The 14,713-nt window shown below is 72.0% G+C and carries 9 protein-coding genes and 1 pseudogene; 6 read left to right on the top strand and 4 right to left on the bottom strand.

The annotated features are described in order from the left end of the window. Positions 1–75 precede the first annotated feature (75 nt). Positions 76–2,142 carry a DNA topoisomerase IV subunit B gene (locus AB0K05_RS18105; RefSeq protein ID WP_148030167.1) on the top strand — a complete coding sequence of 689 codons (2,067 nt, stop codon included), beginning with the start codon at positions 76–78 and terminating at the stop codon, positions 2,140–2,142. A gap of 15 nt (positions 2,143–2,157) precedes the next feature. Here AB0K05_RS18105 and AB0K05_RS18100 read toward each other — a convergent pair whose 3' ends face one another. Beyond that, complete coding sequence (locus AB0K05_RS18100; RefSeq protein WP_148030168.1) at positions 2,158–2,649, bottom strand: carbonic anhydrase; 492 nt, start codon at positions 2,647–2,649, stop codon at positions 2,158–2,160. 142 nt (positions 2,650–2,791) lie between these two features. Between AB0K05_RS18100 and AB0K05_RS18095 the strand changes: the two genes are divergently transcribed. Beyond that, positions 2,792–3,142 (top strand): hypothetical protein, encoded by a 351-nt coding sequence (locus AB0K05_RS18095; RefSeq protein ID WP_148030169.1) that lies wholly within the window; start codon positions 2,792–2,794, stop codon positions 3,140–3,142. A gap of 17 nt (positions 3,143–3,159) precedes the next feature. Here the strand turns inward: AB0K05_RS18095 and AB0K05_RS18090 are convergent, their stop codons facing one another. Next, a complete protein-coding gene (locus AB0K05_RS18090) occupies positions 3,160–3,723 on the bottom strand; it encodes a thioredoxin family protein (RefSeq protein ID WP_364230207.1) in 564 nt (187 codons plus the stop codon). A 41-nt stretch (positions 3,724–3,764) separates the two neighbouring features. On the opposite strand from AB0K05_RS18090, the gene AB0K05_RS18085 reads away from it, so the two are divergent. Further along, positions 3,765–4,133 (top strand): VOC family protein, encoded by a 369-nt coding sequence (locus tag AB0K05_RS18085; protein ID WP_148030171.1) that lies wholly within the window; start codon positions 3,765–3,767, stop codon positions 4,131–4,133. Here the strand turns inward: AB0K05_RS18085 and AB0K05_RS18080 are convergent. After that, complete coding sequence (locus AB0K05_RS18080; RefSeq protein WP_261808387.1) at positions 4,130–7,171, bottom strand: glycoside hydrolase family 3 N-terminal domain-containing protein; 3,042 nt, start codon at positions 7,169–7,171, stop codon at positions 4,130–4,132. The genes AB0K05_RS18085 and AB0K05_RS18080 overlap by 4 nt on opposite strands. 132 nt (positions 7,172–7,303) lie before the next feature. On the opposite strand from AB0K05_RS18080, the gene AB0K05_RS18075 reads away from it, so the two are divergent. Both AB0K05_RS18075 and AB0K05_RS18070 read left to right on the top strand, forming a co-directional pair. Then, positions 7,304–8,545, top strand: a complete 1,242-nt coding sequence (locus AB0K05_RS18075) for an FAD-dependent oxidoreductase (protein WP_148030173.1) — start codon at positions 7,304–7,306, stop codon at positions 8,543–8,545. Between the two features lie 6 nt (positions 8,546–8,551). After that, a pseudogene (locus AB0K05_RS18070) lies at positions 8,552–9,872 on the top strand (serine hydrolase domain-containing protein). A 13-nt stretch (positions 9,873–9,885) separates the two neighbouring features. Here the strand turns inward: AB0K05_RS18070 and AB0K05_RS18065 are convergent. After that, positions 9,886–12,375, bottom strand: a complete 2,490-nt coding sequence (locus tag AB0K05_RS18065) for a DNA topoisomerase IV subunit A (RefSeq protein WP_219551807.1) — start codon at positions 12,373–12,375, stop codon at positions 9,886–9,888. A 79-nt stretch (positions 12,376–12,454) separates the two neighbouring features. Between AB0K05_RS18065 and AB0K05_RS18060 the strand changes: the two genes are divergently transcribed. Further along, a complete protein-coding gene (locus AB0K05_RS18060; protein ID WP_364230203.1) occupies positions 12,455–14,542 on the top strand; it encodes a RecQ family ATP-dependent DNA helicase in 2,088 nt (695 codons plus the stop codon). Positions 14,543–14,713 lie beyond the last annotated feature (171 nt).

Genomic DNA, 14,713 nt, shown 5'->3' with positions numbered 1-14,713 from the left:
AAGCTTGTACGCGTGCGTAAGGGAAGAACGGTAAGCTACGCACACGTGTTCGAACTATAGACCCGGAGGGCTGGAGTGACGGTAGTGGAGGCGGGTTACACGGCTCGGCACCTCTCGGTGCTCGAGGGCCTCGAGGCCGTCCGCAAGCGCCCGGGGATGTACATCGGATCCACCGACAGCCGCGGGCTCATGCACTGCCTCTGGGAGATCGTCGACAACGGCGTCGACGAGGCGCTGGGCGGCCACTGCGACCGCATCGAGGTCGAGCTCCACGCCGACGGCTCCATCGAGGTGCGCGACAACGGCCGCGGCATCCCCGTCGACGTCGAGCCCAAGAGCGGCCTGGCGGGCGTCGAGCTGGTCTACACCAAGCTCCACGCGGGCGGCAAGTTCGGCGGCGGCTCCTACACCGCCTCGGGCGGCCTCCACGGCGTGGGCGCCTCCGTGGTCAACGCGCTGTCGGCGCGGCTCGACATCCAGGTCGACCGCGACGGCAAGGTCCACGAGATGAGCTTCCGGCGCGGCGTGCCCGGCGTGTTCGACGGGCCGGAGCCGACCGCCAAGTTCAAGAAGAAGTCCGGCCTGCGCGACGGCGGCAAGCTGCCCGAGAAGGTCACCGGCACCCGCGTGCGCTTCTGGGCCGACAAGCAGATCTTCCTGCCCGACGCCGAGGTGTCGCTCGACGAGATCCACGTCCGGCTCCGCCAGACCGCCTTCCTGGTGCCCGGCCTCACCCTCGCCGTCGTCGACAGCCGCCACGAGGAGCAGGTCCGCGACGAGTTCCGCTTCGAGGGCGGCATCTCCGAGTTCACCGAGTTCCTCGCCCGCGACGAGGCCGTCTGCGACGTGCTGCGGCTGCAGGGCGTGGGCCACTTCCGCGAGACCGTGCCCGTCCTCGACGACCAGGGCCACATGACCTCCACCGAGGTCCAGCGCGAGCTCAGCGTCGACGTGGCCGTGCGCTGGGGCAAGGGGTACGAGTCCACGGTCCGCTCCTTCGTCAACGTGATCGCCACCCCCAAGGGCGGCACCCACGTCAACGGCTTCGAGCGCGGCCTCGTCCGCACGATCAACGAGCAGCTCCGCGAGACCCGCCTGCTCAAGAACGGCGACGACCCCGTCACCAAGGAAGACATCCTCGAAGGGCTCACCGCGGTCGTCACCGTCCGCGTGCCGGAGCCGCAGTTCGAGGGCCAGACCAAGGAGGTCCTCGGCACCTCCGCCGCCGCCCGCATCGTCTCCCACGTCGTCAGCCGCGATCTCAAGGAGCTGTTCGACAACCCGCCGCGCGGCTACAAGCAGCCGCTGCGCGCGGTGCTGGAGAAGATCGTCGCCGCCGCCAAGGCCCGCATCGCCGCCCGCGAGCACCGCGAGAACCAGCGCCGCAAGAGCGCACTGGAGAACTCCGCGCTGCCCGCCAAGCTCGTCGACTGCCGCAGCGACGACGTCGACCGCAGCGAGCTGTTCATCGTCGAGGGCGACTCGGCCCTCGGCACCGCCAAGCTGGCCCGCGACTCCGAGTTCCAGGCCCTGCTGCCGATCCGCGGCAAGATCCTCAACGTGCAGAAGGCGTCCGTCAGCGACATGCTGAAGAACGCCGAGTGCGCCGCCATCATCCAGGTCGTCGGCGCCGGCTCCGGCCGCTCCTTCGACATCGACGCCGCCCGCTATGGCAAGATCATCCTCATGGCCGACGCCGACGTCGACGGCGCCCACATCCGCTGCCTGCTGCTCACGCTCTTCCACCGCTACATGCGGCCCATGGTGGAGGCGGGCAGGGTCTTCGCCGCGGTTCCCCCGCTCCATCGCATCGAGCTGACCAACCCCGGGCGCGGCAAGGACAAGTACATCTACTGCTACTCCGACGCCGAGCTGCACAAGGTGCTGCGCGACCTGGAGCGGCGCGGCAAGCGCTGGAAGGACCCGGTCCAGCGCTACAAGGGCCTCGGCGAGATGGACGCCGACCAGCTGGCCGAGACCACCATGGACCCGCGCCACCGCATCCTGCGCCGCGTCCGCATCGAGGCCGCCGAGGAGGCGGAGCAGATCTTCAGCCTGCTGATGGGCAGCGACGTGGCCCCGCGCCGCGAGTTCATCGTCAAGAGCGCCGCCGAGGTCGACCGCGACCACATCGACGCCTGACCCCGCGCCCGGGGGTCAGCCGAGCGGGATCAGGCGGCCCGTCTTCACGTCGTAGACGGCGCCCACGACCGGCATGCCCGCCGGCAGGAACGGTGACGACGTGATGCGGGTCAGGTCGTGCACGAGAGCCTCGGTCTGGTCCGGCACCATGTGGAACTCCAGGCTCCGGGTGTCCACGCCCTGGTCACGGGTCAGCTGGTGCACGTCCGCGTCGGTGGCCTTGGTCATGCCGCAGTCGGTGTGCGGCATGACCAGCACCCGCTCCACCCCCAGCAGGTAGACCGCCAGCACGAGCGTACGCAGGACGTCGTCCGTGACCCGCGCGCCGGCGTTCCTGAGGATCTTCGCGTCGCCCGGCTCCAGCCCCAGCAGGCCGAGCGGGTCGATACGCGAGTCCATGCAGGTGACGACTGCCAGCCCACGTGCCGCGCGCCCGGTCAGATCGGACCCGCGGAAGGTGCGGGCGAACTCGGCGTTGGCGGCAAAGAGGTCGTCGAACGCATCCATGCCAAAGATGATCCCCCATGACCGTTTCGTCGATGCGTCCGGGGGCCACGAATTCGCCGGAGGTGAGCAAGCTCACGCGATCACTGCTAACTTTGCGTGATGATTCCGTAGCCCATTGTGCGCATGATCGAAGAAGGTCGTCTTGAGCAGGTCCGAATCGCTTGCCGCGTATCTCCGTGCCCAGGCCCGGCGCTGTCTGGATCGAGTGGAGTCCGACGACGGCGGACGCAACGCCAGGCGCACGCTGGCCCTGCTCGACGCCGCCGCCTACGCCGGCGGGCTGGCCGACGACGACCCGCTGATCCTCATGCTCGACCAGGCCGGCTGCTACGGGCCGCTCGGCTGCGAGGCGTTCGACCCCGGCGAGGCCGGCACCCGGCTCGTGCGCACGTGGGAGGGAGCCGAGCCGCACGAGCTCCTCCTGTCGCTCCCGGCGGCGATCACCGCCGCCGCCGGGCGGCGCGACCAGGAGCACGGCACCAGACCATGCTGACGTGGGCCCCCGGCTCCTCAGGCCGGTTCGTTGCCCGGCTTCCACTTGATGCCGCAGCCCAGCGACGGCGTCTGGTCGTCCTCGACGGGTTTGCCGGCCAGCAGCGCGTCGACGGCGGCCCGGAGCGAGGAGCCCGTCACCGGGACCTTGTTGCCCGGCCTGGCGCCGTCGAACTCGCCCCGGTAGGCCAGCTTCAGAGCGGCGTTGTACAGGAAGAAGTCGGGCGTGCAGGCCGCGCGGTAGGCCTTGGCCACCTCCTGCGTGTCGTCGAGCAGGTAGGGGAAGGTGAAGCCGGCCCTGGCCGCCTGCTCGGCCAGGTGTGTGGGATCGTCGTCGGGGTAGTTCACGCTGTCGTTGCTGCAGATCGCGACGACCGAAAGGCGGGAGCCGTATTCGGCGGCCAGCTGCCCGAGCCCGTGCTCGATGTGGCGGACGTAGGGGCAGTGGTTCGACAGGAAGATCACGAGGGTGGCGGGGGAGCCTTCGAGGTCGGCGAGGGACATACTGCCGCCGTCGACGGCCGTCAGGTCGAAGTGCGGTGCGGGTGTGCCGAGCGGAACCATGAACGAATGCGCAGCCATGTCTCCCATTGTCGCCGGTCGTCCCTGTCGGAGGTGAATCCATGGAAGGCATCGCCCGCTTCCGGTCGACGGTGTTCGACTGCCCGGACCCGTCGGCTCTGGCCCGGTTCTACTCGCGCCTGCTCGGCTGGCCGATCACGGACGAGGACGACGGCTGGGTGGTGGTGAGCGACGGCGGATCGCCGGACCGGCTGGCGTTCCAGCTGGTGGAGGACTACCGGCCGCCGATGTGGCCGGAGGGGGAGCGGCCGCAGCAGCTCCACCTCGACCTTCGGGTGGACGATCTCGACGACGCGGAGAAGCGAGTGCTGGAGATCGGCGCGACCAAGGCGGAGGTCCAGCCGAGCGAGGACGACGCTTTCAGGGTCTTCCTCGACCCGGCCGGACACCCGTTCTGCCTGACGGTCTAGCGGGCCGACCGCGCCAGCAGTTCGACCGCCTCGCTCAGGTCGCCGGAGGCCAGCTCGTGGTCCGCCTGCGCCTGCAGGTCGAACCGCTTGCCGGCCGCCTGGGCGGCGTCCCTGGCCACCGAGACGACCGTGTCACCCTGCTGGAAGGTGGCGCTGCGCGACCGTTCGAGCAGCGCCGCCGCGGTCTGGACGGCCGCGGTGCTCCGGATGGTGCCGCCGGGGTGCCAGTTGCCGGGCCGGAGCGCCGGGGTCAGCGCCGCCGCCGCTGCCTTCGCCGGTCCGTCGCCCTTGAGCAGCCGGTCGCGTACCTTCTTGAGCCGGTCGCGGCCGGAGTCCGTGCGCAGCCCCCACCCGTACGGGTAGAGCGGGTCGTAGGAGGCGTCGCCGACGTTGATCGGCACCTGCTCCTCGCCGCGGAACCAGGTGAACGGGAGCCGCCCGGTGTACGGGACCGCGCCGAACAACGGGTCGGCCACGCCGTCGCCCTCGGTGCCCGGCAACCAGGCCGCCACCACGGCCTCCACCCGCGACAGGTCGCCGAGCAGCAGCGGCCGGCCGGAGACGACCAGCACCACGCAGTCCATCGCCCCGCACACCCGGTCGATCGCGGTTCGGTCCGCGCCGGTCAGGTTCAGGGTGCGCCCGTTGACGCCCACGTCGCCCTGGCCTTCCGCGTACGGGGTCTCGCCGACGACCACCACGCCCACGTCGTGCCCGTCGAGCGGCGCCGAGGCGTCGCGCGAGTAGGTGACGGACGGGGCGCGCTTCCGGATCGCCGACAGGATCGTGGTGCCGGGCGTGATCGGCCCGGACGAGCCCTGCCAGGTGATGGTCCAGCCGCCGGACTGGTTGCCGATGTCGTCGGCGTTCGAGCCCGCCACGTACACGCGGGCGTCCCGGTCCAGCGGCAGCAGGCCGCCGTCGTTCTTCAGCAGCACCTGCGAGCGGGCGGCGGCCTCGCGGGCCACCTCGCGGTGCGCGGGCGAGCCCACCTCGGCCAGCCGTGACCGGTCCGCGTACGGGCGCTCGAACAGGCCCGCCTCGAACTTCTGGGTGAGGATCCTGGCGACCGCGTCGTCGATCCGCGACATCGGGATCCGCCCGGCCCGCACCTCGGCCTTCAGCGCGCCGACGAACTCCTGGTACGCGTACGGCACCATGATCATGTCCAGCCCGGCGTTGACCGAGGTCCGCACGTCGCTCGCGTAGTCGCCGGGGATCTGGTCGATCGCCTGCCAGTCGCTGACCACGAACCCCTTGAACCGGAGCCGGCCCTTCAGCACGTCCGTGATCAGCTCCCGGTGCGCGTGCATCTTCAGCGGCCCGTCGCCGGAGTCCACGCTGGAGAACGACGGCATGACCGTCGCCACCTCACGCTCGACCGCCTCGGCGAACGGCGACAGGTGGATCGCCTCCAGCTCGGCCCGGCTCACCTCGGTGACGCCCTGGTCGATGGTGTAGTTCCCGGTCGTGGACGAGCCGTACGTGGTGCCGCCGTCGCCGACGTAGTGCTTGGCGGTGGCCAGGACGCCGTTCTCCTGCATCCCGTCGATGATCGTCGCCATCCGCTTCACCAGCGCAGGGTCCTCGCCGAAGGACTCGTACGCGCGACCCCACCGGTCGTCGCGGGACACGCACAGGCACGGCGAGAAGTTCCACGGGACGCCGGTCGCCTTCACCTCGCGTGCCGTGATCTTCCCCGTCCGCTCGGTGAGGGCGGGGTCACGGGCGGCGCCCAGCCCGACGTTGTGCGGGAAGATCGTCGCCCCGACCACGTTGTTGTGGCCGTGCACCGCGTCCACGCCGTAGATGAGCGGGATCTGCAGCCGGGTCTGCCGGGCGCGGAGCTGGAAGCCGTCGATCATGTCCGCCCACGCCTCGGGCGTGTTGGTGGCCGGCGTGGACCCGCCGCCCGACAGGAGCGAGCCGAGCAGGTATGCGGCGATGTCGTTCTGGCTGCCGAGCGCGCCGCGCTCGGCCTGCGTCATCTGCCCGGCCTTCTCCTCCAGCGTCATCCGGCCGAGCAGGTCGGCCACCCGCTGTCTGACGGGCCTGCGTTCGTCCAGGTACGGCAGGCCGTGCGCGTCGATGACGACGACCGGGTTCTCGGCCGGCGGCCTGACGCCCTCGCCGGACAGCAGGATCGGGATCGTCTCGGCCACCTCGGCGTCGCGGTCGCCCTTGGTCCTGACCAGGAACGACCTGGCCGTGCCCGAGGGGGTGCCCGCTGGGAAGGTGAGCGTGCCCGCGGCGGGGGTGTAGTCCTCGCCGGGCGTGGCGGTGCCGGCGCCGGTGGTGTAGTGCACGGTCAGGTCCGAGGGGAGCGGCCCGCCGGTGGCCGTGCTGACGGACACCCGCACCTCGGCCGAGCCGCGCTCCTTGACCGGGTAGACCGGCTCGTCGGTGGCGAGCCGGACCGGCCGGGGCGGCGCCGTCCCGTACACCTGGACGTCGTCCCAGAGCAGCGTGCCCGAGGAGGCGGCGGGGAGCCGCATCGAGTAGCCCCACATGGCGATCAGGTCCAGCTCGCCGTCGGTGGGCGAGCCGCCAGGCTGGTAGTCGGCGCGGCGGGTGAAGTCCGCGAACGGCACGCTGACCTGCCGCCAGCCGGCGGTGTCGTCGGTGAACGACGACTCGAACAGCTCAGCGCTGCCCGCGCCGCCTCCTCCGTCCTTGACCTCGAAGAAGACGCGCTGGCCGGTGCCCGCGCCCTTCACCCAGAACGAGAATCCCTCGTACGGTGACCAGTCCTGGGCGGCGGTCAGGTCGTGTGACCAGCCGCCCCACTGGCTGACCGTGTAGACGGTGCTCAACGCCCGGTTGCCCGCTGCCGCGCCCGGACGGTCGTCGGCGGGGGTCACGGTGAGCGTGGGGGTGGAGGCCGCGTCGTTGCCCCAGCCGGTCACGCCGGGCGGCAGGGTGGCGGACTCGAAGTCGGTGACGGTGTGCGGCTCGGCGGACGCCTGCACGGGTGGTGCCACCAGGAGCGAGGCGAGCACGGCCGCCGCGGCCCACAGCGGAGTTCTTAATCGGATCACTGAACCTCCCAGAGAGCGCTCTCGCCAAGAGATCGGACACGGGCCGTGGTTCATAACAGACGTTTCTTGACGAGAGTGAACCAGAGGCGCAAGATGGCCTTATTCAACGATTGATGAAATCTGGTGAGAGCGATGACCGGACACTGCGTCATCATCGGGGGCGGCCCCGCCGGCATGGTCGCCGGGCTGCTGCTCGCCCGGGCGGGCGTGCGGGTGACGGTGCTGGAGAAGCACGCCGACTTCCTGCGGGACTTCAGGGGCGACACCGTCCACCCGTCGACGCTCGCCCTGCTCGACGACCTGGGCCTGGGCGACCGGTTCGACCGGCTGCCCCAATATCACATCACCGAGATCGCGTTCCCGGCCGCCGACGGGCCGGTGGTCATCGGAGACCTGTCGCGGCTCAAGGTACGCCGCCCGTACATCGCCATGGTCCCGCAGTGGGACCTGCTGAACCTGCTGGCCGGGGCCGCCCGCGAGGAGCCCGGCTTCACCCTGCGGATGCGCACCGAGGTCACCGGTCTCATCCACGAGGGCGGGCGGATCGCCGGTGTGCGCTACCGCACCGCCGGCGGACAGGACGGGGAGATCCGCGCCGACCTGACCCTGGCCTGCGACGGCCGCTGGTCCCTCGCCCGCCGCGGGGCCGGTCTGCGCGTCAAGGAGTACGGGGTGCCGTTCGACGTGTGGTGGTTCCGGCTGCCGCGCGACCGGGAGAACGGCATAGGGGCGCTCGTCCCGCGCGTCGTCGGCGACCGCCTGCTCATCGTCCTGCCCCGCGAGACCCACTTCCAGGTCGGCTACCTCGGCCCCAAGGGCCACGACCGCGAGTTCCGCGCCCGCGGGCTCGGACCCCTCCGCCGCGAGATCGCCGCGGCGGTGCCCGCGCTGGCCGGCGAGGTGGACGAGCTGACCTCGATGGACGACGTCAAGCACCTGGACGTCCGGCTCAACCGGCTGACCCGCTGGCACGCCGACGGGCTGCTGTGCATCGGCGACGCGGCCCACGCCATGTCGCCGGTCGGCGGCGTCGGCATCAACCTGGCGGTCCAGGACGCGGTCGCCGCCGCGACGCTCCTGGCCGGACCCCTGCGCAAGGGGCGGCCCACGCCCGCGGCGCTCGCCCGCGTCCGCGCCCGCCGCCTCATGCCGACGGTGGCCGTGCAGACCCTCCAGCGGCTGCTGCACCGGGCGTTCACCCTGCGGGTCATCCAGGGCACCTGGTCGGGGCCGCCCAGGTCGCTGGTGTGGCTCATGCGCCGCTTCCCGGCGCTCTCGTACGTCCCGGCGTACCTCATCGGCGTCGGCCCGCGCCCCGAACGCGCCCCCGCCTTCGCCCGCCGCCTGCCCGAGAAGACCTCGACGGGTACGTGAGCAGGCATGGGCTCACGGACCGAGGATCACCGTCTCCTCGGTCGCTGTCGTCTCGCCCCCGGCATGCGCCGTGAACGCGGCGCCGCCGGCGAAGGACATGATCAGCGCGGCTGCCACCACGACGACCGGGCACAGGCGTCCCCGGACCGCCGCTGGGGCCGCCGTGCCGGCGGCGATCTCCGCACGGGCGGTCACCCACGATCGCGCGTCGTCCCCGTCGAGACCGCAGGCCCTGACAAACGTCACGAGGAGCTCCTCGCGCGGCAGCCGGTCCCTGCCGAGCATGGTGGAGGCGGTGGAGTAGGGCAGGACGTCGCCGGCTTCCTGGCGCGCACACTGCCCGACGGGTCAGGCGGCACCGTCATCACCGCACACGGCGACCGGATCACCTACTGCGAGGGCTTCGGCCTGGCCGACCGCGCCGCGCGGATTGCCGCCACCTGCGACACCGTGTACGACGTCATGTCGATCACCAAGCAGTTCACCGCGGCCGCGATCCTGAAGCTGGAGGCGATGGGGGAGCTCCGGGTGACCGACCCCATCAGCGCGCATCTCGGGCCGCTCCCCGGCGGCGAACGCGGCATCACCCTGCACCACCTGCTGACACACCGCGGGCCTGCCGGAAGCGCTCGGTGACGACCACGACCCGGTGTCGCGCGACGACCTGCTGGCCGGGGGGGCGGCCGCCGAGCCGGCGGGAGCGGAGGTCCGCTACTCCAACACCGGCTACAGCGTGCTGGCCGCGATCGTGGAGAGGGTCTCCGGCCTGAGCCACGAGGGCTTCCTGGCCGAGCACCTGTTCGGGCCCGCCGGTATGACGGCGACCGGTTACGTGCTCCCCCGCTGGGACCGCCACCGGGTCGCCGTCGAGTACGACGCCCGGGGGAGCGACCGGGGCCGGCCGTACGAGCATCCGTGGGCGGACGACTGCCCGCACTGGAACCTGCGGGGCAACGGCGGCATGCTGTCGACCGCACGTGACCTGTTCCGCTGGCACCGCGCGCTGACCGGCGACGCCGTCCTGCCGGCGGGCGCCAGGAAGAAGCTCTTCACCGCGTACGCGCCGGTGCCGGACCCGGACGAGTCGTACGCGTACGGCTGGAACATCCGCGGCACCGGCGACGGCCGGATCGCCTGGCACGACGGCGGCAACGGATGGTCGCCGGCGAACTACGCGCTGTCCCCGGGCGACGGCACGATGGCCTTCTGGGTCAGCAACCACGCCTACCGGCGGGGAGTGTGGAACTTCGAGGACCTGGAGCCGGACCTGACCCTGGGCCTCCTGGCACGCGCCCGTGAGACCCGCCCCGGAGACCGGGACGGGTGACATGGGACCCGGCTCAGCCTTCCGGCGTCGCGGAGGCGGGCGCGGGAGCGGAGGCCAGGGCGCCGCCGACGGCGCCGATGGTGTGGGTGAGACGGACCCCGGAGCCGTCGCGGCGGCCGAGCTCCTCAGGCAGTGGCACCGGCTTGCCCACCGGGGAGACCGCCCTGGCCGGCGCCGGGCCCGCCCAGGCCAGCAGCAGCACGTCCTCGCCCTTCAGGAACCGCTGGGCGCGCACCCCGCCCGTGGCCCGGCCCTTGGCCGGGAAGTCGGCGTAGTCGGACACCTTGCCGCCGCCGATCTGCGTGCCGGGAAGCGCGGTGGACGAGCCCGCCACCGTCACCACCCGGGCGGGCCTGGACGGGTCGACCACGCCGAACCAGATCACCCGCGCGGCGCCGTCGAGGCGGACGCCCGCCATGCCGCCCGCCGGCCGCCCCTGCGGCCTGACCAGCGACGCCGGGAAACGCAGCAACTGGGCCTCGGACGTGATGAACACCACGTCATGCTCCTCGGACTCCAGCTCGACGGCGCCCACCACCGTGTCGCCGTCCTTGAGCGTGATCACCTCGAAGTCGTCGCGGTTGGCGGGGTATTCGGGCACCACCCGCTTGATCACGCCCTGCGCCGTGCCGAGCGCCAGGCCCGGCCCCGACGGGTCGAGCGAACCCAGCCCCACCACGGTCTCGCCGGGCTCCAGCGACACGAACTCGGAGACCGGATGCCCGCCCGACAGGGTCGGCGGGGCGGCCGAGGCAGGCAGCGTCGGCAGGTCGACCACCTGGACGCGGATGAGCCGGCCCTGCGACGTCACCACGCCCACCTCGCCCCGCACGCTCGTGCGGACGGCGGAGACCAGCACGTCGTGCGGCGAACGGCCGCCCTCGGCCGCCAGCGGCTCGGCGTCGGCGGTGCGCGCCAGCAGGCCCGTGGACGACAGCAGCGCCAGGCACGGGTCGTCGGCCACCTGCAGCGACACCACCGGGGTGCGGGTCTGCCCGGAGGCCTCACGCAGCTCGGTGCGGCGCGGCGTGCCGTACTTCTTCGACACCTCGGCCAGCTCGCCGGAGACCACCTGGCGCAGCCGCGTCTCCGACGAAAGGATCGCGGTCAGCTCGGCGATCTCCTCGGTGAGCGTCTCCTTCTCGCGGTCGAGCTCCAGCTTGTCGTAGCGGGTCAGGCGGCGCAGCGGCGTGTCGAGGATGTAGGAGGCCTGCACCTCGGTCAGGTCGAACACGCTCATCAGCCGCTCGCGCGCCTGCGCCGAGTCGTCGGACGCGCGGATCACCTGGATGACCTCGTCGATGTTGAGCAGCGCGACGATCAGGCCGTCGACCAGGTGGAGCCGGTCCTCGCGCTTGCGGCGCCGGAACTCCGAGCGCCGCCGGACGACCTCCAGCCGGTGGTTCACGTACACCTGGAGCAGCTCGCGCAGGCCGAGCGTGCGCGGCTCGCCGTCGACCAGCGCGACGTTGTTGATGCCGAAGGTCTCCTCCATCGGCGTCAGCCGGTAGAGCTCCTCCAGCACCGCCTCGGGGATGAAGCCGTTCTTGATCTCGATGACCAGGCGCAGGCCCTTGTGCCGGTCGGTGAGGTCCTTGAGATCGGCGATGCCCTGCAGCTTCTTGCTGGTCACCAGCTCTTTGATCTTGGTTACCACGCGCTCGGGGCCGACGTTGTAGGGCAGCTCGGTGACGACGATGCCCTTGCGGCGCGGGGTGATCTGCTCGACCGTGCAGGTGGCCCGCATGCGGAAGGTGCCGCGCCCGGTCTCGTAGGCGTCGCGGACGCCCTGCAGGCCGATGATGGTGCCGCCGGTCGGCAGGTCGGGCCCGGGCACGAACTTCATCAGCTCGTCGAGCGTCGCCGCCGGCTTCTTGATCAGGTGGCGGGCGGCGGCGACGACCTCGGTCAGGTTGTGCGGCGCCATGTTGGTCGCCATGCCGACCGCGATGCCGGTGGTGCCGTTGACCAGCAGGTTGGGGAACGCCGACGGCATGACCGTCGGCTCCGTCTCCTGCCCGTCGTAGTTGGGCTTGAAGTCGACGGTGTCCTCGTCGATCGACTCCACCATCAGCATCGCCGCCGGGGCCAGCCTGGCCTCGGTGTAACGCATGGCCGCCGGCAGGTCGTCGGGCGAGCCGAAGTTGCCGTGGCCGTCGACCAGCGGCAGCCGCATCGAGAACGGCTGCGCCAACCTCACCAGCGCGTCGTAGATGGCGCTGTCGCCGTGCGGGTGGAGCTTGCCCATGACGTCGCCGACCACGCGGGACGACTTGACGTGCCCCCGGTCGGGCCGCAGGCCCATCTCGCTCATCGAGTAGAGGATGCGCCGCTGCACCGGCTTGAGGCCGTCGCGGGCGTCGGGCAGCGCCCGCTGGTAGATGACGGAATAGGCGTACTCGAGGAAGCTCGTGCGCATCTCGGACGACACGTCGATGTCGACGATGCGCTCCTCGAAGTCCTCGGGAGGGGGTGCGGTGCTGCGTCGGGCCATGTCGAACATTGTGCCGAAGAAAAGAGGGTGCGTGCGACTCCATCGCCCCGGCTCGGAATCGTCGGCCGGACCTGGTAACAAGGAACCCATGATTGACGCCCCCGACGCGGCGATGCTGCGCGAAGAGGCCGAGGAGAAGCTGCGGGCGCTGGCGGGCGAGCACGCCCGGTTGCGTGACGACCAGTGGACCGCCATCGAGGCGCTCGTCGTCGACCGGCGCCGGGTGCTCGTCGTGCAGCGCACCGGCTGGGGCAAGTCCGCGGTCTACTTCGTGGCCACCGCCCTGCTGCGCGAGCTGGGCGAGGGGCCCACGGTCATCGTCTCGCCGCTGCTCGCCCTCATGCGCAACCAGATCGCCGCCGCCGAACGCGCCGGCATCCGCGCCGTGACGATCAACTCGGCCAACCCCGAGGCGTGGGAGGAGGTCTACGGCGAGGTGGCCGCCGGCCAGGTCGACGTGCTCCTGGTCAGCCCCGAGCGGCTCAACAACCCCGACTTCCGCGACAACGTCCTGCCCGAGCTGGCCGAGAGCGCCGGCCTGGTCGTGGTCGACGAGGCCCACTGCATCTCCGACTGGGGCCACGACTTCCGCCCCGACTACCGCCGCCTGGCCACGCTGTTCGAGGAGCTGCCGCCCGGCATCCCGGTGCTCGCCACCACCGCCACGGCCAACGCCCGCGTCACCCGCGACGTCGCCGAGCAGATGGGCGAGGACACCCTGGTCCTGCGCGGGCCGCTGGAGCGCGAGAGCCTCCACCTGAGCGTCGTCAGGCTCCCGAGCGCCGAGCAGCGGCTGGCCTGGCTGTCCCAGACCCTGCACGAGCTGCCCGGCTCCGGCATCGTCTACACCCTCACCGTCGCCGCCGCCCACGAGATCGCCGGCCACCTGCGCGACCAGGGTCACGAGGTGGCCGCCTACTCCGGCCAGACCGAGCCGGCCGAGCGGCTGGCGGCTGAGGAGGCGCTGCTCGCCAACAAGATCAAGGCGCTGGTGGCGACGAGCGCGCTCGGCATGGGCTTCGACAAGCCCGACCTCGGGTTCGTCGTCCACGTGGGCGCCCCGCAGTCGCCGGTCGCCTACTACCAGCAGGTCGGCCGGGCCGGGCGCGGCGTCGAGCGGGCCGAGGTGATCCTCCTGCCCGGCACCGAAGACCGCGATATCTGGGCCTATTTCGCCTCCCTCGCGTTCCCGCCCGAGCCGGTCGTCCGCACCGTGCTCCAGACGCTGGAGGAGCGGGGCGTCATGTCCACCCCCGCCCTGGAGACCGCCGTCGACCTGAGCCGCAGCCGCCTGGAGATGATGCTCAAGGTGCTCGACGTCGACGGCGCGGTGCGCCGGGTCAAGGGCGGCTGGGAGGCCACCGGCGAGCCCTGGGCCTACGACGCGGAGCGCTACTCCCGCATCTCCGCCGAGCGCAGGGCCGAGCAGGAGGCCATGCTGGGCTACCTCACCACCGACCGCTGCCGCGAGCACTACCTGCGCGAGCTGCTCGACGACGAGGCCGCCGAGCCGTGCGGCCGCTGCGACAACTGCACCGGCCACCACCGCTCGCCCGGCATCGCCGCCCCGGCCGTCGAGCGCGCCCGCGAGCGGCTGGCCCGGCCCGGCGTGGAGATCGACCCCCGCAAGCAGTGGCCGACGGGTCTGGCCGACCTGTCCGGCAAGATCAAGCCCGAGCTCCGCGCCGAGCCCGGACGCGCCCTCGGCCGGCTGACCGACATCGGCTGGGGCAACCGCCTGCGCGACCTGTTCCAGGGCCCCGACGGGCCGATGCCCGACGACATGTTCGCGGCCGTGATCAAGGTGCTGTCCGCCTGGGAGTGGGAGCAGCGGCCGGTGGCCGTGGTCGGCGTGCCCTCCTCGGCCAGGCCGCAGCTGGTGCGCGCCTTCGGCGAACGGCTCGCGCAGGTCGGCCGCCTGACCTACCTCGGCGAGCTGGGCTACCGGTCGGGGCCGCCCGGCCGGCAGTTCAACAGCGCCAAGCGGGTCCAGGCCGTACGGGCGACGCTCGCCATGCCGAAGGAGCTGGGCGCCGCGGTGGCGGGGTGCGGCGGCCCGGTGCTGCTGGTCGACGACCGCGTCGACACCGGCTGGACCATGACCCTCGGCGCCGCCCTGGTCCGCCACGCGGGTGCCCCGGCCGTCCTCCCCCTGACCCTGGCCGTCACATCCTGATCAGCGCGCGCCCGGCTCGTCCCGTACGCGGGGCTGATGCGCGCGCCCGGCTCGTCCCGTACGCGGGGCTGATGCGCGTCCGCGCCGGTCGGCGGCCCAGGCCTTGCCGATCAGCCCAGCCCGGCGAGCGCCGCCTCAGCCTTTCGTGTGAAGCGCCGTGCCGTAGGCCTC

This window comes from Nonomuraea sp. NPDC049486, from assembly GCF_040676925.1.
GTDB lineage: Bacteria > Actinomycetota > Actinomycetes > Streptosporangiales > Streptosporangiaceae > Nonomuraea > Nonomuraea ferruginea.
Note: the sequence above shows the minus strand (reverse complement) of the source record. Positions and strands in the feature narration are given on the sequence as shown.

What these genes read in the sequence shown, in the direction of transcription:
- AB0K05_RS18100 (WP_148030168.1), bottom strand. Translation starts at nt 2,649, where the DNA reads ATGGATGCGTTCGACGACCTCTTTGCCGCCAACGCCGAGTTCGCCCGC.
- AB0K05_RS18090 (WP_364230207.1), bottom strand. Translation starts at nt 3,723, where the DNA reads ATGGCTGCGCATTCGTTCATGGTTCCGCTCGGCACACCCGCACCGCAC.
- AB0K05_RS18085 (WP_148030171.1), top strand. Translation starts at nt 3,765, where the DNA reads ATGGAAGGCATCGCCCGCTTCCGGTCGACGGTGTTCGACTGCCCGGAC.
- AB0K05_RS18075 (WP_148030173.1), top strand. Translation starts at nt 7,304, where the DNA reads ATGACCGGACACTGCGTCATCATCGGGGGCGGCCCCGCCGGCATGGTC.
- AB0K05_RS18065 (WP_219551807.1), bottom strand. Translation starts at nt 12,375, where the DNA reads ATGTTCGACATGGCCCGACGCAGCACCGCACCCCCTCCCGAGGACTTC.
- AB0K05_RS18060 (WP_364230203.1), top strand. Translation starts at nt 12,455, where the DNA reads ATGATTGACGCCCCCGACGCGGCGATGCTGCGCGAAGAGGCCGAGGAG.